A 21,229-nucleotide genomic window follows, 5' to 3' on the forward strand; every position below is an offset into this window, starting at 1 on the left:
TGCTGCCAATGCAATATGCGCCGGATGCGCAGGGATCCGTGGTGCCCGAGTTCCGTCCTGTAGCGGCTTATCCCGCAGAACATGGTATGGTTTCGATGGCCAGAGATTTGGCTCTGCTGTTTTGGGCAGAAGTTGCCCACGACCAGCGCATATCACAGGATTTTCAAGGGATAGCCATGGCGCATGTGGAGGCCCTTTTTCACGAAAAGTAATGGTAACATTCTGATCCTTTGAAGTTAAATATCACCCGGTTTTCGGTTAAGAAACTGACGCAGCTCTGTGTTAAATTGGTCGCTCATCTTTGTTGTCCGAGACCCCCCATGCAAATCGACCGACTGGATCATCTGGTTCTGACCGTGCAGAATATATCTGCAACCATCGCCTTTTATTCACAGGTGTTAGGTATGCAGGCAGTCACTTTTGGCGAGGGGCGCAACGCTCTGGTTTTTGGGCAGCAAAAAATCAATCTGCATCCGGCAGAATGCCCCATTGCCCCGCATGCGGCCCATCCTGTTCCTGGATCCGCTGATTTGTGCTTCATCGCTCAGGGAGAAATTCGCGAGCTACTCGCCCATCTCCAGAACTGTGGTGTTGCCCTTGAAGCGGGTCCCGTGCCCCGCACTGGAGCCGCAGGTCCGATTACTTCAGTCTACTTTCGGGATCCCGATGGGAATCTGCTGGAGGTGTCTATTTATGAATCGGCAATTAAATGGTCATGACTGATAGGGCGCGTGTCGCATTGGTGACCGGTGCGAGCTCCGGCATTGGCCTCGCCATTGCACATCGTTTGACTCAGGCCGGATATCGGGTGGCTCTGCATTCTCGCGTTTCCTCAGTTGCAGGCCTTCAAGCAGCAGCGACACTGGCGGGCGCCCATTATTTTCAGGCTGATCTTCTGGACGATGCCGCGCGCCGTGAACTGATCCATCAAGTGATTGCGCACTATGGTCGGCTGGATGTGTTGGTCAATAATGCGGGTGAGTCCAGCGTGATTCCGCATGATGATTTATTGGCCGCAACCCCGGACATCTGGCACCGTCTCTACGAGCTCCATGTGGTCGCACCCTGGCAGCTTATTGCGCTTGGCGAGCCTTACCTGCGCGCCGCATCGACAGATGAACATCCTGCATCCGTGCTAAATATCAGCTCTCATGCCGGGGTGCGGCCCAAGGGCGCCTCTATTCCTTACGCTGCCAGCAAAGCCGCACTGAATCATGTTACCCGTTTACTGGCCAAAACCCTGGGGCCCGGTATTCGGGTAAACGCAATTGCTCCCGGATTGGTGGATACGCCGCTGACCGAGAATTGGAGCGATATTCGTGCGCAGTGGATACGTGAAGCGCCTATGCGCCGCAGCGCGAGTCCGAAAGATATTGCCGATGTGGCGCTGATGCTGACCGAATCGACTTATCTAACGGGTGAAGTGATGATGGTCGATGGTGGCATGAATTTGCTATAAATCATGGGAAACGAACCCTACGTTAGAGAGAAGAGAAATTTTCCGATCTTTCGGTGGTATCTTCATATCCAGTCGCATCCTCTTGCAACTGCTGGATCTGGCGGGGCCTTTAAATAGCAAAAAATATTAAAAAAATACTATATAGCAAAAGTTGTGCTATAATTTGCTACATGGACAGAAACGATATATGGCACTATCAGAGGACCGACCTCGCGCAGAAGTACGTAGAAATTCTGAATATCGGGTTGAGCAACGCGCTTGCACTGTTTGCGCCGCGCCGGATGGGGAAAACCGAGTTCCTGCGCAAAGACCTCACCCCGGCTGCAGCGGCGGCGGGATACTGGGTCATCTATGTATCACTTTGGGAAGTGAAAGGAGATCCAGGACAGGCGCTGATCAAGGAGATCCAAGCCAGAGAACAAAGCTTTTTCCGCACAGTGGTCCAGAAAGTGCGCACCGGGCCAAAGCTCAAAGTTGGCGCCGGATTCATGGGCGCAGAAGGCAGTCTGACCGTAGGCGGGGAAGAAGATAAAAAAATAAGTTCACAAGACCTGATTGAACTGGGTGAGGTGATGCGCCACCTGGCGGAAGGGAAACGGCCAGTGTTACTCCTCATCGACGAGGTGCAAACGCTGGCCGACGAACCCCGCTACGGCGCATTAGTGGCCGCGTTGCGCAGCGCACTCGACAAGTACAAAGATCAGATTAAGGTCATTTTCACAGGGTCATCGCAAGAAGGTCTGCGGCAGATGTTTAACAAGGAAAAAGCCCCGCTGTACCAGTTTAGCCAGCAACTCTTGTTCCCCTTGATGGACAGGCCGTTCGTCAAACACTTGTTAGGCACCTATGGAAAAATCACCGGAAACAAGCTGGACGAAAATCGCGCATGGCAAGCCTTTGAGGAACTGGACCGTGTGCCACTGTATTTTCGTTCGCTTTTGGAAAAAATGGTGCTTACAGGATCGCAGGACTTTGATCTTTCCCTGCAGGAAGTCCGAGAAAATATAGAAAGCGCGGCCAACTACCCAGAAAAATGGAAAAGCTTTAGCCCTATGGACAAGGCTGTGCTGCTCCAGATCGTTGAGTCAGGCAAGGTTTACGGCAAAGAACATCGCGCCAACATGGATCACACTCTCGGCATCTCCACAGGGACAACCAAAATATCCAATGTACAGCAATCCATCAGGAGGCTCATGGGTCAGGGTGTCATTGCAAGTTCAGGTGGATCGGGATCTTACCGAATAGAGGATCCGACTTTTCTTGCCTGGATTCGCAAAAACAAAAAAGCATAGAAATAGTGGAACACAAAATCACCATATCGTTGCGGCATCTGATCTCAGTTTTATTCATTGGCTGTTCGGGGCTGCTGTGCTTGCCGCTTATTATGCGATGAATCCGTTTTTATTACCGCCAAGGTCTGCTGGTTACGGCATTGCGTTTCAGTATGGCGCTGTCCTGAGCGAAAAGTTTCATGAGCGACTAGGCTCCTCAACCAATTGATTGAACCCATGCAGGGCTTCCTCCGGTTCTCCCCACATGCAGGAGGGCTTACGTCATGCCAGGATTCTGGTCAGAATGCGAATCAGGATAGGGCGCCTTCATGTTGCAACAACCAGCGTTTGCGATCTATGCCGCCCGCATATCCAGTCAGGGTGCCATTGCTGCCAATGACCCGGTGGCAGGGTACGACAATACCAATGGGATTCTGGCTGTTAGCGCGTCCTACTGCGCGAATTGCCAAAGGATGACGCATACCCTGGGCCTGTTCCTTGTAGCTGCGGGTTTCTCCGGCGGGAATAGTGCGTAACCACGCCCAGGCTGCCTGTTGAAAGGGCGTTCCGGCAGACTTTGTAGGAATGGCCGTCAGTGCCTGCAAATCTCCCGCCCAGTAAGCCTCCAGACTATGACGTATCATCGTGGGTAGGGGGCCGCTTGTCAGCGTGATTCGGTCCGTACCGTACAATCGTCCGAGATCTTCAAGAATACTGTGCTGGCTGTCCTCCCAGTAATCTAAAGCCCGCAAAATGCCCTGCGGATCAGTTACCAGGAGCATTTCCCCCAAAGGGGTATTGCACCTATGAATACGCCAGTCCACGGATTTGTTGAGAGACATGCTTTCAGCCCTGCAAGAGCCACTAATGCCGCAAGCGTTCCAGTAAATCCACCGCCAGGGCGGCCCCGGCCAGATCAATTTCCAGATCACGGGCGAGGCGGCGGCTCAGTCTGGCCCGATAAAGATCCAGGCTGCGGAAGCGCCAGTGCTCGGGACCGCTGCCTTCGGGATGGATGACGCCATAGTGGACCAGTTGCACGGCTTCGCCTTCGGCACAATGCAGCAAGGTGCAGAAGCGCGGTAAATCAAAGCAGAAAGCCCCCTCCTCCAGCAGTTCCGCTTCAATAACCTGAATGGGCGTTGAGACCATCGTGCACTCTCCTCTCTAACGGCGGGGATGATAGCTGGATATTTCTCCTAACTGGGTCCACAAAGCTTTTTCTTCATCGCTGATATTTTTGGGGACGACTATTTGAATAATAGCGTAAAGATCACCCGCTGGTTTGCTGCTGGTTCCTGGCAGTCCTTTTTGGGAGAGACGCAGTTTTTGGCCGCTGCTGCTGCCCGCCGGGATTTTCATCCGGACACTGCCTTCCAGAGTAGGAACCTCAACGCTGGCACCCAGCACTGCTTCCCAGGGGGTGATGTGCAGGTCGTGATACAGATCGGCCCCCTCTACCCGGAATTTGGAATGCGGCTGAAAATGGACCTGCAGATAAAGATCGCCATTGGGTCCGCCGCCCATGCCCGGTGAACCTTGTCCTGCCATGCGCAATCTCTGGCCTTCGCGAATGCCCTTGGGGATTTTGACGGTCAGGCGGCGCGCTTCCCGGCGCATCCGGCCATCGGGTCCAAGCGTGGGCATTTCCAGGTTGATGTCGCGTTGCGCTCCTTGAGCGGCGTCATCCAGACTGATCTGGATGCTGGCTTCACTGTCTTCGCCCTGGCTGCGAAACCCCGCGCCGCCGCCATGAAAACCGCCAGCACCGCCATGCTGCTGGCGAAACAGGGATTCAAAAAAGTCGCTGAAGCCGCCGTTGCCCCCAAAATCTGCGCCGCCAAACCCACCACCCCCAAAACCGCCAGGCTGCCCACCCCAGCCGGGCGGTGGACGGAAATCCTGCCCGGCGCGCCAGTTGCTGCCCAATTGGTCGTAGGCCGCCCGTTTTTCCGGATCTTTCAAAACCTCATAGGCTTCCTGCAAATCCTTGAAGCGGTCTTCAGCGTTGGCTTCCTTGCTGACGTCAGGGTGATATTTCCGTGCCATTTTGCGATACGCGGCCTTGATGGCATCGGCATCGGCCCCGCGTTCCACCCCGAGAATTTTGTAGTAGTCTTTGTATTCCAATGGTTCCCCCTTATCATGGGTTATAGCAGACAGGGCCAAGCCTGTAAGTCTGCTTTCACAATGCGGCCATTATACCGTGTTTTCAAGCCCGCCAGGTCGGGTGGGAGGAATGTTTTTTGTCTGATTGGTCAACCCTGAACCCTCGTCAGCTGGAGGCGGTGACGCTTCCCCCTGGTCCGGCACTGGTGCTGGCTGGTGCCGGTTCCGGTAAAACCCGGGTGCTTACCAGCCGCATCGCGCATCTGCTCGAAGAGGGCGTGCATCCCGGAGAAATCCTGGCCGTCACCTTCACCAACAAGGCGGCACGATCCATGCGCGAACGCCTCGATAAAATGGTCGCCATGGAACTGCGCGGCCTGTGGATGGGGACATTTCACGGCCTCGCACATCGCCTGATTCGCCTGCATCATGAAGCACTGAAGTTGCCCGCTGATTTTCAGGTGCTGGATTCCGAAGACAGTCAGCGTTTGTTGCGCCGCCTCATGCGCGAGGCGCAGATGGACGAAAAGCAGTGGCCGCCCCGGGCCATGGCGGGGCGCATTGGCCGCTGGAAGGACGAAGGCTGGGGACCGGAACAGGTGTTGCGCTACGAGGGACCGGTGGCTGCGGCTTTTGTGCCGATTTATCAGGCCTATGAAGTCGCCAAGCAACGCTCCGGGCTGCTCGATTTTGGTGATTTGCTTCTGTATGCCCTGAAGCTTTGGGAGTCTCCGGAGATTCTGGATCATTATCAGCGACGTTTTCAGCATATTCTGGTGGACGAGTTTCAGGATACCAATGCGGTGCAATATGCCTGGCTGAAAGGGCTGGCGCGGCATGGCCAGATTTTTGTGGTTGGGGATGATGACCAGTCCATTTATGCCTGGCGCGGCGCACGGGTCGAGAATCTGCTGCGTTTTGGGGAAGACTTTGCGGGTGCCCAGGTCGTGCGTCTGGAGCAGAATTACCGATCTACCGCCGCCATTCTCCAGGCAGCCAATGCCGTTATTGCCAACAATCCCGACCGCATGGGTAAAACCCTATGGACCGCCGAGCCTGGTGGCGAATCGGTGCACCTGTACACGGCTTACAATGAATTTGATGAAGCCCGGTATGTCATCGGGCGAATTCAGCAGTGGCAGGATCAGGGCGGGCGACGCTCTGATTGTGCCATTCTTTATCGTTCCAATGCCCAGTCCCGCGCTTTTGAAGAAGTTCTGGTGCGTGAAGGCTTACCTTATCGGGTTTATGGTGGCCTGCGCTTTTTTGAGCGGGCGGAAATCAAGGACACCCTCGCCTATTTGCGCCTGACCGCCAATCGTCATGATGATGCTTCTTTCGAGCGGGTTGTGAATGTGCCTTCGCGTGGCATCGGGGCGGTCAGTGTCGAACGGCTGCGCAATCTTGCCCGCGAAAAGGGCCTGTCGCTCTGGCAGGCGGCCGGAGCGCTGAATCAGGCAAAAATCAATGGATTTTTGAATCTGGTCGATGCGCTTGCCGAGCAGACCCAAGAGAGGGACCTCGACTCGCGTGTGGAAATTATTTTGCAGCATACCGCCCTGCGCGAATGGCACAGTCGTGAGGGCGACCGGGCTGAAGGCCGCCTCGAAAACCTCGATGAACTCATCAATGCCGCGCGTGCGTACGGCCAGGACTGGCATGCTGATCCGCAACTGGGTGAGCTGGCACCGCAACCCGGCAACATGCTTTCCGAGTTTCTCACGCATGCAGCGCTGGAGGCGGGCGATGGGGCCGGAGATGCCTGGGAAGATTGCGTCCAGCTGATGAGTTTGCACAGCGCCAAAGGCCTGGAGTTTCCTCTGGTTTTTCTGGTGGGGTTGGAAGAGGGTCTGTTTCCGCACCAACGCTCTTTGGAAGATGGTCAGGGTCTCGCGGAAGAACGCCGCCTTTGTTACGTGGGCATGACCCGGGCCATGCGCCTGCTGGTGCTCAGTCATGCTGAAAGCCGGCGTTTGCACGGCAGTGAAAGAATGAGCATGCCCTCCCGTTTTCTGCGGGAAATCCCCCAGGAGCTTTTGCAGGATTTGCGTCCGCGCGCGCGCATCAGTCGTCCCGCCATGGCGCTACGACCTGCAGCCCCGGAAATGCCGTATCCGCTGGGCTCCCGTTTACAGCACCCGGTATTTGGCGAGGGGACGGTGCTGGATTACGAGGCAGGCGGTCGTCAGGGCCGAATCCAGGTGCAGTTCAGTTCGGGGGCCAAGTGGCTGGCTTTGGGTGTAGTGCAATTACAGCAGTTACCCTGACATTCAAAAGCAAAAACCGCCAAAGTCGCTGCAAAGCCCCAAAAGCAACAGGCATTTTTTAGAATAATGGGAGGAGCGTGATGAAAATACGGATGGGAATACTACTGGGTGTGGCTTTGTCCTTGTTTGCCCTGCCATTGTGGGCATCCGTCAACATCAATACCGCAGATGTTGCTGCACTGGATAGTTTGCCGGGTATTGGTCCCGCCAAGGCACAGGCTATTGTGGAATATCGCAAGGCGCACGGATCTTTTAAAACTCTCGATGATCTTGCCCAGGTGCATGGCATTGGCAGCAAACTGCTGGAAAGATTGCGCCCCTCACTGGCACTGGATGGTCAGACGACGGCTCTATCGTCCGTTACGGGTTGTTCGGCCGGGAAAGCGGCTTCACGAAAAAAGGCGATACCAGCCGGAGAAGAGCGGGCCATACGACAAGGTAGTCACGGGTATATTCTGAACGGTAGCCCCGACAGTAACGCCTTTCATTACCGGCATTTTTCCCTGCAGGAATCGTCCTGAACCCACAAGCGAAGGGCTATAGCCCTTGACGGCGTTGTAACAAAATCCGGTGGTATTCTTCCGGATCCTTGCAGAAAGTGATGGCGCCAGGGCGGCGGAAGTGCACCGCATCCAGCCGGAGCAGCCAGAAGCGCAAGGCGGCTATCCGGAGCATGGCAAACCACAGGGGGGCTTCGTCATCGCGCAGCGGACGTGTCGCCACATAAGCCTCCCACAGTGCCGTACTCAGAGAAGGATCCAGCAGGCCGTCAGGGCGTGCGCACCAGCTGTTCGTGACGACCGCCAGATCATAAAGCCAGGCATCATCGCCTGCGTAATAAAAGTCGATGGTGCCGGAAATCTGTTGTTCTGCGAAGAGCACGTTGTCGGGGAAAAGATCTGCATGAATGACCCCTCCCGGTAGTTTTTCCCGCTGAATGTGACTTTGATAGGCCAGTTCATCGGCAATTATCTGGTTGTCGGCAGGATCCAGATGCGGCACCAGATGACGGGCGGTCTCCTGCATCCAGGGCAGTCCCGCAGGGTTGGGATGGCGCTGGGGAAAATCTTCTCCCGCCAGATGCATTTGTCCCAGTAATTGCCCCAAAGCGCGAATTTCCGTTAGCGTGGGTGCCCGCCCTTCAATGGACCGACCCTGAAGGCACTGCACAATGGCGGCAGGTTTGCCGCATAAGCTATTCAGGCTTTTCCCGCTACGGGTGTGCATAGGGCGCGGGCAGGGAATGCCATGGGTGCTTAACCAATCGGTAAGATCCAGAAAATAGGGAATTTTAGCGGCGGAAAGGCGCTCAAACAGAGTCAGTACAAAACGGCCCTGGTCCGTATCCAGAAAATAATTACTATTTTCGACGCCCGCAGAAATGCCGGTCAGGGAGATCGCTTTTCCCAGATCATAGTCTTCCAGGAATTGCGCGAGCTCCTGATCGGAGACATTGGTGTAAACAGACATGGATGCAGTTTTACTCTAACAGGCGCTTCACCAGCGAAATAAAATCCACTGCGGAACACTCAGGTGCTCCGCATCGGTTTGCGGAACTTCCGTGAAACGCCCGGTGCCGCCCTTGTCTTCCAGATAGTAGGGCGGGAAGGGTTTGGGCGGAATGACCTTGACCATGTAAACCTTGCCGTTGACCTTGTATTCTTCGATTTTGGATCCGGTCGGTGCCTTGATTTCGGCATTGGGACCGATTTTTTGTGGGGCGAGTTTGGGCAGATTCAGTTTTTTGATGTTTTGTTGTGCCGAATTGGGTAGTGCAGCATCCGTATCTGCCAAGGCAGTGGCGGCGACGCCCAGGGCAAGAGCGGCAACCATGGTGGTCATCATGATACGAGTAGACATGGGAACTCCCTGAATATCTAAAGGTTGAGAAGGGCTTCTGTTTCGGCGGCCGATGGGGCAAAACCGCGCTTTTCATAATGATTAAATATAGCCGATACGACTTTGTCAGGATCATCAATGACGGTAATCAGATTCAAATCTTCAGGGTTGATAGTGCCGAGGCCGAGCATGGCCTCCTGCCACCAGGCAATCAGCCCGCTCCAGAAATCCGAACCTACCAGAATAATGGGCATGCGTCGGGTTTTGCCGGTTTGCACGAGGGTCAGACATTCGGCCAGCTCATCCAGCGTCCCAAAACCGCCGGGCATGACGACATAGGCGACCGCATATTTCATGAACATGACCTTGCGGGAGTAAAAATGCTCAAAGGAAATGGCAATGTCCTGATAAGGATTACTGTGCTGCTCATGGGGGAGCTCAATATTCAGCCCGATGCTGTAGCCGGTGCCGTGGAAAGCCCCCTTGTTAGCCGCTTCCATGATGCCGGGGCCGCCGCCGCTCAGAACCGAAAAGCCCGCATTGGAGAGTTTTTCAGCAATTTCCTGGGTTTTCAGATACCAGGGATTATCGGGTCCCAGGCGGGCGGAGCCGAAAATGCTGACGCAGGGATCCACGTCCACCAGTTTTTCATAGCCGCGCACAAATTCCGCCATGATCTGGAAGATTTTCCAAGCCTCGCGGGTGAGTCGTCCTTCTCCCCCGTCCCGTAGTTTTTCTTCCTCAAGATGCGCCCGCATGCCTCGTTCCCGTGTCAATGATGGAGATTTTCCGTATTATGACGGAAATTCGCAGACAAGTCCCAGATCATGCCCCAAGACCCTCGTATTCTCGTTGACGCCTCCAGCTTCCTGTATCGGGCTTTTCATGCCCTTCCGGACTTGCGAGCGCCGGATAATCTACCTACCGGAGCGATATTCGGGGTGGCCAACATGCTGCGGCGCCTGGCGAAAGAATATCCCAGTGATGAAATCATTGTGATTTTTGATGCTCCTGGCGGGACTTTTCGTGACCGGCTTTATCCGGAATACAAAGCCCAGCGTCCAGCCATGCCGGAGGATTTACGCGCCCAGATTCCGCTGCTGCATGAATGGATTCAGGCAACAGGTCTGCCGCTGGTGCTGGTGCCGGATGTAGAAGCCGATGATGTCATTGGGACGCTCGCGGGCTCGGCGCAGGCGGGCCAGCAGGTGATTATCGTGACGGGTGATAAGGATATGGCCCAGTTGGTGAATGATCAGGTCACCCTGCTGGATACCATGAAGGGCATGAAAACCGACGTGGCCGGGGTATGGGAACGTTATGGTGTGGCCCCTGAACGTATCGCTGATTTACTGGCGCTTACGGGTGACAAGGTCGATAACATTCCGGGGGTACCCGGAGCCGGGCCAAAAACAGCGGCCAAATGGATTCAGCAATATGGCAGTCTGGATGGCGTTCTGGCTCACGCCGATGAAATCGGTGGCAAAATAGGCGAGGCACTGCGGGCCTCTCTGGACTATCTGCCCCTCAGTCTGGATCTGACCACGATTCGCTGCCATCTCCATCTGCCGGAGCAATCTTATCAACGCGTTCCCGAAAACACCCAAAAATTGCGCAGCCTCGCCCTGCGCCTGGGCTTTCATGCCTGGCTCAAGGAATATCCAGTCGAGCCGGGCACGGAGGATGCCGAGGTGTCGGTAAATGAAACCGCTGTGGGGGGATTAATATCTATTGATCGCAGCCGTTATCGGGCGATTACGACCCCCGCAGCGCTGGAAAACCTGCTGCAAAAGCTGCAGCAGGCGGACTTGGTGGCACTGGACACGGAAACGACGGCATTGGACCCATTGAATGCCGATCTGGTGGGTATTTCCTGTGCCTGGCAGGAAGGCGATCAGATTGAAGCGGTGTATATTCCGGTAGGACATCGGGATGACCGCACGCAGCTGGCGCTGGACCATGTTTTAGCAGCGTTGCGCCCCTGGCTGGAAAATCCGCTGGCAGCAAAACTGGCCCAAAATGCCAAGTATGACTGGCGGGTGTTCTGGCGTTACGACATTCATCCGGCAGGCTTGTGCCGGGATACCCTGCTGGAAAGTTACATCCTGGACAGCAGCCAGAACAACCACGATCTGGACACTCTGGCGCAGCGCTATCTGCAGCACCAGAACATCACCTACGAAGAAGTCGCGGGCAAAGGCAAGTCGGCGCGCAATTTTGCCGACGTGCCCGTATCCGAGGCCTTACCCTATGCGGCTGAAGATGCGGACGTTTGTTGGCGGATTGATGCCCAGCTGTGGCTACGCTTTGCCAATGAACCGGGCCTGCAACGCGTCCTGATGGACATTGAAATGCCGCTGGTGCTGGTGCTGGCACGTATGGAACAGGCAGGTGTACGGGTGGACAAGGAGCAGTTGAAGACCCTCAGCATGGAATTGGGCAGGGATATGGCAGCTTGTGAAGCCAAGGCCTTCGAGTCAGCCGGACAATCGTTCAATCTCGGCTCACCGAAACAAATCCAGGAAATTCTTTTTGATAAAATGCAGTTGCCGGTCCTGAAAAAAACGCCCGGCGGCCAGCCCTCTACCAGTGAGGATGTGTTGGCTCAACTGGCGGTTCAGGCAGATCTCCCCCGACTGATTCTGGAATATCGGGGAATGGCCAAGCTGAAAAACACTTATGCAGACGCCCTGCCAGAAATGATCAACCCCCGGACGGGTCGGGTACATACCCATTTTCAGCAGGCCGTGGCAGCCACCGGACGCTTGTCCTCCAGTGCGCCGAATTTGCAGAATATCCCGGTGCGTACCGAGCAGGGTCGGCGTATTCGTCAGGCATTTGTTGCGGAAGATGGATTTTATCTGCTGAGTGCCGATTACTCACAAATTGAATTGCGCATCATGGCCCACCTTTCCCGGGACGCCCGTCTTTTGCAGGCTTTTGCCGAGGGCCAGGATATTCATGCCGCGACGGCGGCAGAAGTGTTCAATCTGGCTCCGGAGGCGGTGGATAGTGATGCCCGGCGTGCAGCCAAAGCCATCAATTTCGGCTTGATATATGGCCAGACCCCCTATGGCCTCGCCCAGCAGCTAGGTATTGAGCAGAGCGCTGCCCGGGCTTACATGGATCGGTATTTCGAACGGTATCCAGGGGTGCTCACTTACATGGAGCAAACCCGTGTTCTGGCGCGCCAGCAGGGTTATGTGGAAACCCTGTTCGGACGCCGTTTGTATGTGCCTGAAATTCGCTCCAGTAATGCGGCGCGGCGCAATTACGCCGAGCGGGCTGCCATCAACGCGCCCATGCAGGGCACGGCGGCTGATCTGATTAAAAAAGCCATGATTGCCGTAGATGCCTGGTTGCAGGAAGACCCGGGCCGGGGTCGAATGATTTTGCAGGTGCATGATGAGTTGATTCTGGAGGTGCCCGAGAATGGCCTTGAAGCTGCCCGTGCTGCCCTCAGGGGGCGTATGGAAGGCGTGGCAGAGCTGGCAGTTCCCCTACTGGTGGGCATCGGGGTGGGAAAACATTGGGATGCTGCGCACGGCTAGCCTTTATTGGGCGTGGCGCCAGTACTGAAACGGAACATTTTCATGACGGCGTTGTTATCCAGTTGCTCGCCATTGAGTGCCATGGCAAGCAGCTCGCCACCCAGTACCTGGGGAGCGATGATCATATCCGGCTGGACCCTGCGCACCCGGCCAAGATTTTTACTGTCGTTGACTGCGGCAACGGTTTTGGCGGAGCCTTCCATTTCCTTGACTGCCAGCACTACGAAGGCGTTTTCTGAATCATCTGCGCGCAGGGCGAGAACCGCCAGAGCCTGCTCGGCACCGGCACTGCGCAATATATCGGTGTCACTGGAGTCACCGATAATCAAATCATCAGCCTGATAAATAGAGTCATCGGGCTGGTGTCCCATGATCACGATGACGGGTAAATTGCGACTTTTCAGTTCTCGATAACTATTACGCGCCAGCGGCGTATCGCCCGCGATGATGTAATGATTTTTCAGAGTCATGCGGCGTTTTTCTCCTTGTAGCGCCGACTGCAGTCGGTTATTGATTGCAGGAACAATAATGGCCGATAACGAAGTGGCAAATACGGTGATTCCCAGCACAATCAAAGATACCACAAAAAGTCTGGCCTCGTTGGAAACGGGCAGAACATCGCCATAACCTACGGTAGACATGGTAACGATGGAAAAATAAAGTGCCTCCGTCAGACTATGAATATGCGGTTTGAAGCCGTCACCCAGAATATACGCACCGAAAACCCCATAACCCATAACCATAATGGCGCCTACCAGTGCAAACAGGGTACCGGTGGCGAGACTGCTGTGATTAAAACGACCCCGGAAAATCCATAAAAAAAACACCAGAACCGCATTGTAGTAAAGCAATGCAGAAATATGTTGGGGATGGCGGTAAATACCAACGGCAAGAACCGCTGATGCAATAGTGAGAACAATGGCCCAGGCGAAACGCGAACGAAATAACAGTCCCAGCGACATGATCAACAGAATGATGCCTGCAGCACCCTGAGGAAGGCCACGAAAGGCGTCCAGCACAAAGCCGCTGGACATGTCTGCAAGGCTGCCAACATAGCTCAGGCCCAGCAAATGTCCGATGGCCGGAAGAATGTTGAAAAGCCCCAGAAAACCTACCGCTGCAGCAATGGGTGTATGTGGGTACCAGCGTTCAAGCTGCAGGCGTCTTGCCCAGCGCTCGGCGCGTCCTCGCCAGCGGTTACGCCAGCTCGGGCGTAAAATATGCCAGGGATGAGGTGTGTGACTGAACTTTTCCAGCATGCTTCACTCAAACCCGATGAGTAACGAATTGTTTGTCTGGATCCGGTCTACCCTCCCTGGCCGGATCATGAGTCCTCCCCTCCCTTTGAGGGCTCGTTATTAACCCCGGCAGAAGTCGGGGTTTCTTTTTGTTCGCAGGGAGCCAGCCAGCCCGCAATTAACTGATGAAGCTCGTCCAGACCCTGTCCGGTTTGCGCCGAAAACAGTTGCATGGCAACCCCCTGCAATTCCGGCATCCGCCGCAATCGGGCCATTTCCTGCAAGGCCGCCCCCCGGCTGAGTTTGTCGGCCTTATTGAGAAGGACGTGGACCGGGCGACCACAACCCGCAGCAAAACCAATCAGATCAGCATCATGTGGCCCATAAGGATGGCGAATGTCCATGACCAGAATCAGGGCGCGCAGACTGCTGCGTCGGCGCAGGTATTGTTCCAGTAATGGACCCCAGGAACGCCTTAAGGCCTCGGGGACTTTGGCATAACCATAACCGGGTAGATCGATGAGGCGTTGGCCAGGATCCAGATCAAACACATTGATGGCCTGAGTGCGGCCGGGCGTGCGACTGACGCGTGCCAGGGCGCGACGTTCGGTGAGCATGTTGAGGGTAGAGGACTTGCCCACGTTGGAACGTCCGGCAATGGCCACTTCGGCCCCATCATCCGGGGGGAGTTGTCCCGCTTGGGTCACGCTGAGGCGAAAGCTGGCCCGACGTAACGGGGCGAAACGGAAAGGTGTTGGGTTGGTATGGTTCATGCTGAGAGCATAGTCGTCGTCAGTTGGTTCTGGCAATCTGAAAGTCATGCTCAGGGAGCTTGCTGCCACCCGGTCCAGGACCTAGACTGCGAAAAAACAATTCAAGTGGAATAATTCACTGAAAAAAATAGGGAGAACAGGTTTGCAAGCACATGTAGATGGCCTTGCCTGGCAGCAGCCGCGCTGGCGATTGCTGGTACAGTTTTTAGGGTCCATGCGACTGGCGGTCAGTCTGCTGGTATTACTGGCCATTGCTTCGGTGATTGGCACTATTCTCAGTCAACAGCAGCCTTACCAGAATTATGCTATGCAGTTTGGGCCGTTCTGGTTTTCGGTATACCGTGAACTCGGTTTGTACAATGTGTACCGCACCTTGTGGTACACGGCGATTGTGGCTTTTCTGGTGTTATCCACGGCAACTTGTGTCACTCGCAATAGTCCCCGGATGCTGCGCGAAATGCGCGAATTTCCAATCCGCCAACGCGATACCGTGATTTTGGGTCAGGATCATTGGGTACGTATGGCCACGGCGTTGCCGATGGCTCAGGCACAAGAGCGCATCCTGCAAGTGTTGCGAGCCGCTGGTTATAAACCCCGCGTGGAACAAAAAGATGGCGATATGGCCATTGCTGCCCGCAAGGGCCGCTACCATCGTCTAGGCTACTTTCTCACCCATATCGCCATTGTCGTCATTTGTGCGGCGGCACTTTATAACGCCGACGTGCCCGTTAAATGGGCAGAGTGGCAAGGAACACTTAAACCAGAGCAGAATTTTGATCTTCCGCTTTCAAAAATCCCCCGGACGGCCTGGATGTCCCAAAACAATCCGGCTTACCGGGGGATTATCACGCTGCCCGAAGGTCAGACCGCCAATGCGGTATTTGAACTCGCCGGTAATGGTTATCTCGTGCAGCCCCTGCCTTTTCGGATTCATTTGCAATCGTTTCATATTTCTTATTATTCCACCGGAATGCCCAAAGATTTTACTTCCCGGGTCGTGCTCTTCAGCCCGCAGGGGAAAGTCCTCAAAACGGGTAATGTCCGCGTGAATCACCCCATGTCCTATGACGGGGTATATATTTATCAGTCGAGCTTCAGTGATGGGGGTTCATTGCTGCATATGAAAACCTATCTGCTTGGAGCCTCGGGCGCCGCCCCCGGCGAACTTTCCGGGCGGGTGGGACAAACCCTTCATGCCGGTCATTCCGGCTACGCCGTCGATCTGAAAAATTTCAATCTTTACAACATTGTGCCCAAGGCGGCGGTAGGCGAAAAAGCCACTCCAGATCATCCGACCCTCAATCTGGGCCCCAGCTTTACCTACATCATTCACAATCCCAATGGTCAGGCCGCCGAATTCAAGACGTACATGACGCCCATGCGGCGGGGTGGACAAGGTTTTTTTGTTCAGGGATATCGCGAGGCATTGGGAGATGCCTACCGATACATATATATCCCTACCGGGCCTAACGGGGGCATTGGTTTGTTCATGGATTATCTGGCGGCCTTGCAGTCTGCGGCCCGTACGGGTGCCAACGCTTCTCAGGCTATTTTCACAGAGACCTTTCAGCAGGTTGTCGCCCGTCATGCTCCGGGAATGAGCACGACGGAACAATCCCGTTTCTTGCAGGCGAGTATGCAAACCTTGGTGCAACTACACGATTACCCCATGCCTTTCATTTTATCGTTAAGTAGTTTTGATCATCGCTGGGCAGCCGGCTTGCAGGTGACCAAGTGGCCGGGGACCATTGTGATTTATTGGGGATGTGTGGCCCTGGTGCTGGGCATTTTCATCCTGTTTTATATTCCTCAGAAGCGTATCTGGCTCCGCCTTCGTCCCCAGGGACAGGAGTCCGAGGGAGTAGAGTTGTTGTTGGGGGCTTCTGCAGACCGCAACCGTCTGGATTTTACCAAAGAGTTTAAGCGATGGACCGGGACCTTGGAGCAGGCCTTGGGCGTCGATCACGCCGAATACAAGGAGCAAAAAGATGGCCAACACACGCGTTGAAAGCTGGACAGAATTAAGCCCGGAGCCAAGCTGGTGGGCACAGTGGAAATTAAGAGACTGGGCATGGTTTGCTGGATTGAGTATTGCTGCCGGAATTATTTTAGGGCTGTACGGCAGCAGTTTTGGTTACTGGCAATTTGTGGTGTTGGGTGCCTGGTATAGCGCCCTGCTGGTAGCGGGGCTTGCCTGGCGTCCCGTGCAGTTGGCCAGCATCGGAATCGTGTTGCCCGCGTTGTTGGCTGTGTGGCTTTATAGCATCGGCCAAACCACCACAAATGATATACTCCTGCGTGATGTTTTACAGGGCTACGCAGCAGTTATGTGGATGTCCGCGCTGCTGCTCGCCGCCACCGCCTGTTATCTGTTTTATCTTTTTACCGGACGTGAGTGGGTGGGTCAGTGGGCCACAGCCCTGACCTGGGCTGGCGTCATCATGGGGTTCATTGGCCTTGGGGTACGTTGGCGGGAAACCTACCTGGGCCATCCAGATTGGGGGCATATACCGGTAAGCAACCTTTGGGAAGTTCTGGTCCTCTTTTGCGCTTCTACGCCCTTATTTTATTTGTATTATGAAAAGCGTAACGAAGCGCGCGCTTTGGGCGCTTTTGTGATGCCTCTGGTGGCCGCCGGAGTGGGATTTTTACTCTGGCTGACGTTTGCCCAGCACATGGACCAGATTGAGCCACTCATTCCTGCCCTGCAAAGTTTCTGGATGAAATTACACGTTCCCATGATGTTTGTGGGTTATGCCAATTTTACCATCGCCAGTCTCATTGGTGTGGGTTATTTGTTGACGGAGCGGTCGCGTCGCCGTGGTTCGGGATTGCTGCTTCGGGTCATGCCCAGTAGTGAAGTCATGGACGACGTGATGTACAAGGCCATTGCCCTGGGATTTCTGTTTTTTACGGTGGCAACCATTTTGGGCGCGGTATGGGCCGCCAAAGCCTGGGGCGGATTCTGGTCCTGGGATCCCAAAGAAACCTGGGCACTGATTGTCTGGCTGAATTACGCCGGCTATTTACATGCCCGCGTAGTTAAGGGCTGGCGCGGTTCGGCCATGGCCTGGTGGTCATTCATGAGCCTTTGGGTCGTGAGTTTCTGTTTTCTGGGCGTCAATATGTTTCTTTCAGGGCTGCATTCTTACGGGAAGTTATAAATTTCCGGATGAACCCGGTTTTCTGGGACTCGGTAATAATCTGATGACCAGTGCGCTGGACGTCTGGCTGTAAATTATTGTGAGAATCAACAGGATCGGCGCGAGATCTGATCAGATGCTTATGGCTTTTGCTTGCCGAAAAACTGGCGAAACAGCGCAAGGTACATTCCCTGCAAGGCCACGGCTAATAAAAACGGGGTAACCAGCATTTCGGCTTCAAAGAACAGTCCGGCAATGCTGGGCCCGATGGCTCTGGGTGCTTGTAGGGACAAACTGTTTACAGTGGCTGCCAGACCACGTTTGTCTTTTCCAACCAATCCCAGAAACAACGCCTGCCGCGATCCGGTACTGCCTTGGTTCAGCGCAGCCCGGAAAATGTAGAGCAGCACGGCCAGCCAGAATACGGGCGCAAAAGGTAAGGCCAACATCATAATCAAACCAAGCAGGCGCATGCGGGTCACCGTACCAACCATGCCAAAACGTCTGGTCAGGCGTAATCCCAGAAGCGACATGAGCGCTGCACTGAAAAACGCCAAAGCCATGGCCGCACCAATAGCGGCAGGACCTACGCCAAAGCGCAGATGAAACCAGTAGGCCATCAGTGGACCGACCATGCCAATACCTAATCCGTTCAAAGCATTGATGGCGCCAAATCTCAGCAGGACTCGTCCTACAGACGAGGGTTTGTCCGCAACGATCGCAGGGTTTTCCAGTTTTGTGGCAGGAGCAGCATCCTGATCAACCTCTTCAGCCGATAGAGAGGACTCTCCAGCGCGTAGCAAGAAAAACAGGCAAAGCAATGAACCCAGTAGTACTACGACAAATAAAGACCGATATGCTTCCGGTCCTGGCAATACCTCATTCAGTAGTCCGGGTAGCGTCGCCAACAATGCGCCAACGGCCATACCTGCCAGTCCGACACTGGTATTCAGGTGGAAAATCTGTCCCCATTGCTTGTTGGAAACGCTCCGGGACATCCAGGATTGTTCGGCGGGGGCGAAGGGGCCGGCACCACCATTAGCCCCTCTGCCAAATGCACCGAGAATGGCCGCCAAGCTGAGCCAAAGGGGCTGGGCCGTACTCAAGGCGATGATTGCGACACCAATCTGGACGGCCTCATAGCCCAACAAAAAGCGTTTGGCGCCAAAACGATCGCTGAGTGGCCCAACAATCAGGGTTGCCAGCGCGCCCACCAGCAAACTCACTGAATATAAGCCGCCGATATGGATGGCTGACCAATGCAAGGCATGGAGATAGAGGGCAAAATCTACGACCAGCGCACCTTGGCCCACACTCCGGGCAACCCGTGCAGCCATGAGCAGACGAGCATTGCGAGGAATGTCTGAAAGCAATGGGGTAAAGGCTCAGTGGGACAGTTTATTTGATTTCATGACGGGCATGGGTGATTTGATTGTGCGGGTCCACATACACGAGCCGAGGCTGAAATTCTGCAGCCTGATCTTCAGCTATTTGTGCGTAAGCGGCAATAATCAAAATGTCGCCCAAAGCGACGCGGCGCGCAGCTGCACCATTTACAGATATGATCCCCGAACCGGGTGCTGCAGAAATGGCATAAGTACTGAACCGGTCGCCGTTATTGACGTTATAAATATGCACTTGCTCGTAAGGATAAATGCCCGCGCTTTTCAGCAGATGCGCATCAATGGCGCAGGAGCCTTCATACTCCAGTTCCACGGCGGTAACCCGAACCCGATGCAACTTGCCCTTGAGTAAGGTGAGCAAAGTCATGAGCGGTCGTCATCCTGCTGGTGCTTTTTGGCCAGGCGATTGACGCCCACCGCAACAATAATCAGAAGCAGGGGGGTTCCGACCATGATCACAATTTCTCCCCAGAGACTAAGCATATGAGAGTATCTCCCGACAAGTTTAATGGTTGTCGAGTTTACCCCTTGCAGGGTGATGGGGGAATGGTTGCAGCCATCCCAAAATCGGGAGATGGCTGCTGGTTTGCTGGAAATTACTTGTTGCTGAGGCAGGACTTCAGTCAGATTAGCCGGCACGTTACATGAATGATGACGCCTCCATTCAGCGCGGCTTGCGTAAATGCTAAGATGCGGCCTACCCGATCAATTGCGGATTATTTATGACCATGAATACAGAACAGGCAGAAGCACAAATTGCTCTGGGCACGGTGGATATACTTCCGGAAGGAGAAATATCCAAACGTCTGGAGCTCGCGGCAGAAAAATCCGAACCATTAAGAATCAAGCTCGGTATGGATCCGACCGCTCCGGATCTTCACCTCGGTCATACGGTATTACTCCATAAGGCAAGACAGTTTCAGGACATGGGGCACAAATTATTATTCATCGTGGGTGATTTTACAGCGATGATCGGTGACCCGACAGGCAAAAATGTCACCCGCAAGCCTCTCAGCCGTGAGGAGGTGACCGCCAATGCTGAAACCTACCAGCGCCAGGTTTTCAAAATTCTTGATCCTGAGCGGACTGAAATACTTTTTAACTCCAAGTGGTTAGGAACGTTGGCTCCAGAAGCACTGATCCAGCTTGCCGCACGCTATACAGTAGCCCGGATGCTGGAGCGCGATGATTTCAGTAAGCGCTATGCAGCGAATCAACCCATTGCCATCCACGAATTTCTCTATCCCCTGCTGCAAGGATATGACTCGGTAGCCATCAAGGCGGATCTGGAAATGGGTGGGACCGATCAGCGTTTTAATCTGCTGGTAGGTCGGGAACTACAACGAGAATACGGACAAAAAGCGCAACTGGTGCTGACCATGCCGATTCTGGAGGGTCTGGATGGGGTTCAGAAAATGTCCAAATCCCTGGGTAATTTTATTGCCGTAGAAGATCCTGCCGTAGAAATGTTTGGCAAGATCATGTCCATTTCGGATGTTTTGATGTGGCGCTATTTCACCCTGCTGTCCCGGGTCTCTGTTCAGGAGCAGGAACAATTACGTCGTGGAGCAGCAGAAGGATTACTGAATCCTCGGGATATAAAACTGGATCTTGCAGAAGAGCTGGTGACCCGTTTTCATACGAAAGAAGCGGCAGAAGAGGCACGTAAGACTTTTTTGGCACGCTTTCAGCGCCATGAAACACCGCAGGATCTACCTTTACAGAGTTATGCCTTCGATAGCCATCCACGCCTGGCGCAGGTGCTGGTGCAGGCCGGTTTAGCAAGTAGCAACAGCGAAGCCATGCGCAAAATCCGCGAAAATGCTGTACGAGTGAACGGCGAACGAGCAGGCGATCCGGCGATAACGCTGAATATTGGGGAGGAGTATTTATTGCAACTAGGTAAACGCCACTTTGCCAGGGTGGCGCTCCGCGCGGAGAAAAACGCTAACTGACAGAATATGAAGACTTCCTGATGGTCGAGTTCAGAATGCAGGAAAGATACGAAAATATTGTGTTGACACCCTTCGATGCCTGCGTATAATGCGCCCTCACGACGCGGCGTTGAGCCGCACCGGACTCCGGTCCGGATGTTCTTTAAAAGCCGAGTGGAGATGTGTGGGGTTTAGGCCCAAGCTGTGTTTAGGGCGTTTAGACGTTCTGGACATGGCAGAAG

The 21,229-nt window shown here is 54.5% G+C and carries 21 protein-coding genes; 11 read left to right on the forward strand and 10 right to left on the reverse strand.

Going from position 1 to position 21,229, the window contains the following annotated elements:
* The 5 genes from HAP95_RS11430 to HAP95_RS11450 form a co-directional block, all read left to right on the forward strand.
* Nucleotides 1-212: hypothetical protein (locus tag HAP95_RS11430; RefSeq protein ID WP_215884333.1), on the forward strand; the 212-nt coding region annotated here is incomplete at its 5' end.
* 108 nt (nucleotides 213-320) lie between these two features.
* Complete coding sequence (locus HAP95_RS11435) at nucleotides 321-719, forward strand: VOC family protein (RefSeq protein WP_215884334.1); 399 nt, start codon at nucleotides 321-323, stop codon at nucleotides 717-719.
* Entirely contained in the window at nucleotides 716-1,459 is a 744-nt protein-coding gene (locus HAP95_RS11440; protein WP_215884335.1) for an SDR family NAD(P)-dependent oxidoreductase, read from the forward strand. Before HAP95_RS11435 ends, HAP95_RS11440 begins: the two co-directional genes overlap by 4 nt.
* A 170-nt stretch (nucleotides 1,460-1,629) precedes the next feature.
* Nucleotides 1,630-2,751: an ATP-binding protein gene (locus HAP95_RS11445; protein ID WP_215884336.1), complete on the forward strand. Its 1,122-nt coding sequence runs from the start codon at nucleotides 1,630-1,632 to the stop codon at nucleotides 2,749-2,751.
* Nucleotides 2,720-2,959, forward strand: a complete 240-nt coding sequence (locus tag HAP95_RS11450; protein ID WP_215884337.1) for a hypothetical protein — start codon at nucleotides 2,720-2,722, stop codon at nucleotides 2,957-2,959. Before HAP95_RS11445 ends, HAP95_RS11450 begins: the two co-directional genes overlap by 32 nt.
* Before the next feature lie 82 nt (nucleotides 2,960-3,041).
* Here HAP95_RS11450 and HAP95_RS11455 read toward each other — a convergent pair whose 3' ends face one another.
* The 3 genes from HAP95_RS11455 to HAP95_RS11465 are packed head-to-tail and all read right to left on the reverse strand — an operon-like array spanning nucleotide 3,042 to nucleotide 4,860.
* The gene (locus HAP95_RS11455; RefSeq protein WP_215884338.1) at nucleotides 3,042-3,572 is read right to left on the reverse strand and encodes a methylated-DNA--[protein]-cysteine S-methyltransferase; all 531 of its coding nucleotides are present in this window, start codon (nucleotides 3,570-3,572) and stop codon (nucleotides 3,042-3,044) included.
* A gap of 22 nt (nucleotides 3,573-3,594) precedes the next feature.
* The gene (locus tag HAP95_RS11460) at nucleotides 3,595-3,882 is read right to left on the reverse strand and encodes a chaperone modulator CbpM (protein ID WP_215884339.1); all 288 of its coding nucleotides are present in this window, start codon (nucleotides 3,880-3,882) and stop codon (nucleotides 3,595-3,597) included.
* Between the two features lie 15 nt (nucleotides 3,883-3,897).
* On the reverse strand, nucleotides 3,898-4,860 hold the full coding sequence (locus HAP95_RS11465) for a DnaJ C-terminal domain-containing protein (protein WP_215884340.1): 963 nt from the start codon (nucleotides 4,858-4,860) through the stop codon (nucleotides 3,898-3,900).
* Between the two features lie 116 nt (nucleotides 4,861-4,976).
* On the opposite strand from HAP95_RS11465, the gene uvrD reads away from it, so the two are divergent.
* Nucleotides 4,977-7,106, forward strand: coding sequence for a DNA helicase II (gene uvrD / locus HAP95_RS11470; RefSeq protein WP_215884341.1), 2,130 nt, complete (start codon nucleotides 4,977-4,979; stop codon nucleotides 7,104-7,106).
* Between the two features lie 80 nt (nucleotides 7,107-7,186).
* Nucleotides 7,187-7,627: a ComEA family DNA-binding protein gene (locus tag HAP95_RS11475; protein ID WP_215884342.1), complete on the forward strand. Its 441-nt coding sequence runs from the start codon at nucleotides 7,187-7,189 to the stop codon at nucleotides 7,625-7,627.
* A gap of 16 nt (nucleotides 7,628-7,643) precedes the next feature.
* Here the strand turns inward: HAP95_RS11475 and HAP95_RS11480 are convergent, their stop codons facing one another.
* From HAP95_RS11480 to HAP95_RS11490, 3 genes are read right to left on the reverse strand one after another with little or no spacing between them, the layout of a single operon-like run.
* The gene (locus HAP95_RS11480) at nucleotides 7,644-8,576 is read right to left on the reverse strand and encodes a homoserine kinase (protein ID WP_215884343.1); all 933 of its coding nucleotides are present in this window, start codon (nucleotides 8,574-8,576) and stop codon (nucleotides 7,644-7,646) included.
* 27 nt (nucleotides 8,577-8,603) lie between these two features.
* Nucleotides 8,604-8,966 (reverse strand): DUF2782 domain-containing protein, encoded by a 363-nt coding sequence (locus tag HAP95_RS11485; RefSeq protein ID WP_215884344.1) that lies wholly within the window; start codon nucleotides 8,964-8,966, stop codon nucleotides 8,604-8,606.
* Nucleotides 8,967-8,983: 17 nt separating this feature from the next.
* Nucleotides 8,984-9,703 (reverse strand): LOG family protein, encoded by a 720-nt coding sequence (locus HAP95_RS11490; protein WP_215884345.1) that lies wholly within the window; start codon nucleotides 9,701-9,703, stop codon nucleotides 8,984-8,986.
* Nucleotides 9,704-9,772: 69 nt separating this feature from the next.
* On the opposite strand from HAP95_RS11490, the gene polA reads away from it, so the two are divergent.
* Nucleotides 9,773-12,496 carry a DNA polymerase I gene (gene polA, locus HAP95_RS11495; protein WP_215884346.1) on the forward strand — a complete coding sequence of 908 codons (2,724 nt, stop codon included), beginning with the start codon at nucleotides 9,773-9,775 and terminating at the stop codon, nucleotides 12,494-12,496.
* Here the strand turns inward: polA and kch are convergent.
* Together kch and yihA are read right to left on the reverse strand one after the other, a co-directional pair.
* The gene (gene kch / locus HAP95_RS11500; protein WP_215884347.1) at nucleotides 12,493-13,755 is read right to left on the reverse strand and encodes a voltage-gated potassium channel protein; all 1,263 of its coding nucleotides are present in this window, start codon (nucleotides 13,753-13,755) and stop codon (nucleotides 12,493-12,495) included. The two genes, polA and kch, sit on opposite strands and share 4 nt — an antisense overlap.
* 65 nt (nucleotides 13,756-13,820) lie before the next feature.
* Nucleotides 13,821-14,555 carry a ribosome biogenesis GTP-binding protein YihA/YsxC gene (gene yihA, locus HAP95_RS11505; RefSeq protein WP_368356581.1) on the reverse strand — a complete coding sequence of 245 codons (735 nt, stop codon included), beginning with the start codon at nucleotides 14,553-14,555 and terminating at the stop codon, nucleotides 13,821-13,823.
* A 94-nt stretch (nucleotides 14,556-14,649) separates the two neighbouring features.
* On the opposite strand from yihA, the gene HAP95_RS11510 reads away from it, so the two are divergent.
* Together HAP95_RS11510 and ccsB are read left to right on the forward strand one after the other, a co-directional pair.
* Nucleotides 14,650-16,515, forward strand: coding sequence for a cytochrome c biogenesis protein ResB (locus HAP95_RS11510; RefSeq protein WP_215884348.1), 1,866 nt, complete (start codon nucleotides 14,650-14,652; stop codon nucleotides 16,513-16,515).
* Nucleotides 16,496-17,671 (forward strand): c-type cytochrome biogenesis protein CcsB, encoded by a 1,176-nt coding sequence (ccsB, locus tag HAP95_RS11515; RefSeq protein ID WP_215884349.1) that lies wholly within the window; start codon nucleotides 16,496-16,498, stop codon nucleotides 17,669-17,671. The genes HAP95_RS11510 and ccsB overlap by 20 nt, the downstream gene beginning before the upstream one ends.
* A 119-nt stretch (nucleotides 17,672-17,790) precedes the next feature.
* Here the strand turns inward: ccsB and HAP95_RS11520 are convergent, their stop codons facing one another.
* Together HAP95_RS11520 and panD are read right to left on the reverse strand one after the other, a co-directional pair.
* Nucleotides 17,791-18,987, reverse strand: coding sequence for an MFS transporter (locus tag HAP95_RS11520; RefSeq protein ID WP_215884350.1), 1,197 nt, complete (start codon nucleotides 18,985-18,987; stop codon nucleotides 17,791-17,793).
* 61 nt (nucleotides 18,988-19,048) lie between these two features.
* Complete coding sequence (panD, locus tag HAP95_RS11525) at nucleotides 19,049-19,420, reverse strand: aspartate 1-decarboxylase (protein WP_215884351.1); 372 nt, start codon at nucleotides 19,418-19,420, stop codon at nucleotides 19,049-19,051.
* Between the two features lie 355 nt (nucleotides 19,421-19,775).
* Between panD and tyrS the strand changes: the two genes are divergently transcribed.
* Entirely contained in the window at nucleotides 19,776-21,008 is a 1,233-nt protein-coding gene (gene tyrS, locus HAP95_RS11530) for a tyrosine--tRNA ligase (protein ID WP_215884352.1), read from the forward strand.
* The last annotated feature ends 221 nt before the right edge of the window (nucleotides 21,009-21,229 follow it).

Source organism: Acidithiobacillus sulfurivorans (assembly GCF_018853815.1).
In the GTDB taxonomy this organism is placed as follows: domain Bacteria; phylum Pseudomonadota; class Gammaproteobacteria; order Acidithiobacillales; family Acidithiobacillaceae; genus Acidithiobacillus; species Acidithiobacillus sulfurivorans.

Excerpts from the sequence above, each read along its gene's own strand:
- kch (WP_215884347.1), bottom strand. The coding sequence starts at position 13,755 with ATGCTGGAAAAGTTCAGTCACACACCTCATCCCTGGCATATTTTACGC.
- HAP95_RS11485 (WP_215884344.1), bottom strand. The coding sequence starts at position 8,966 with ATGTCTACTCGTATCATGATGACCACCATGGTTGCCGCTCTTGCCCTG.
- polA (WP_215884346.1), top strand. The coding sequence starts at position 9,773 with ATGCCCCAAGACCCTCGTATTCTCGTTGACGCCTCCAGCTTCCTGTAT.
- HAP95_RS11490 (WP_215884345.1), bottom strand. The coding sequence starts at position 9,703 with ATGCGGGCGCATCTTGAGGAAGAAAAACTACGGGACGGGGGAGAAGGA.
- yihA (WP_368356581.1), bottom strand. The coding sequence starts at position 14,555 with ATGACTTTCAGATTGCCAGAACCAACTGACGACGACTATGCTCTCAGC.
- ccsB (WP_215884349.1), top strand. The coding sequence starts at position 16,496 with ATGGCCAACACACGCGTTGAAAGCTGGACAGAATTAAGCCCGGAGCCA.
- panD (WP_215884351.1), bottom strand. The coding sequence starts at position 19,420 with ATGACTTTGCTCACCTTACTCAAGGGCAAGTTGCATCGGGTTCGGGTT.
- HAP95_RS11475 (WP_215884342.1), top strand. The coding sequence starts at position 7,187 with ATGAAAATACGGATGGGAATACTACTGGGTGTGGCTTTGTCCTTGTTT.
- HAP95_RS11445 (WP_215884336.1), top strand. The coding sequence starts at position 1,630 with ATGGACAGAAACGATATATGGCACTATCAGAGGACCGACCTCGCGCAG.
- HAP95_RS11435 (WP_215884334.1), top strand. The coding sequence starts at position 321 with ATGCAAATCGACCGACTGGATCATCTGGTTCTGACCGTGCAGAATATA.
- HAP95_RS11440 (WP_215884335.1), top strand. The coding sequence starts at position 716 with ATGACTGATAGGGCGCGTGTCGCATTGGTGACCGGTGCGAGCTCCGGC.
- HAP95_RS11520 (WP_215884350.1), bottom strand. The coding sequence starts at position 18,987 with ATGGCTGCACGGGTTGCCCGGAGTGTGGGCCAAGGTGCGCTGGTCGTA.
- HAP95_RS11455 (WP_215884338.1), bottom strand. The coding sequence starts at position 3,572 with ATGTCTCTCAACAAATCCGTGGACTGGCGTATTCATAGGTGCAATACC.
- tyrS (WP_215884352.1), top strand. The coding sequence starts at position 19,776 with ATGACCATGAATACAGAACAGGCAGAAGCACAAATTGCTCTGGGCACG.
- HAP95_RS11460 (WP_215884339.1), bottom strand. The coding sequence starts at position 3,882 with ATGGTCTCAACGCCCATTCAGGTTATTGAAGCGGAACTGCTGGAGGAG.
- HAP95_RS11480 (WP_215884343.1), bottom strand. The coding sequence starts at position 8,576 with ATGTCTGTTTACACCAATGTCTCCGATCAGGAGCTCGCGCAATTCCTG.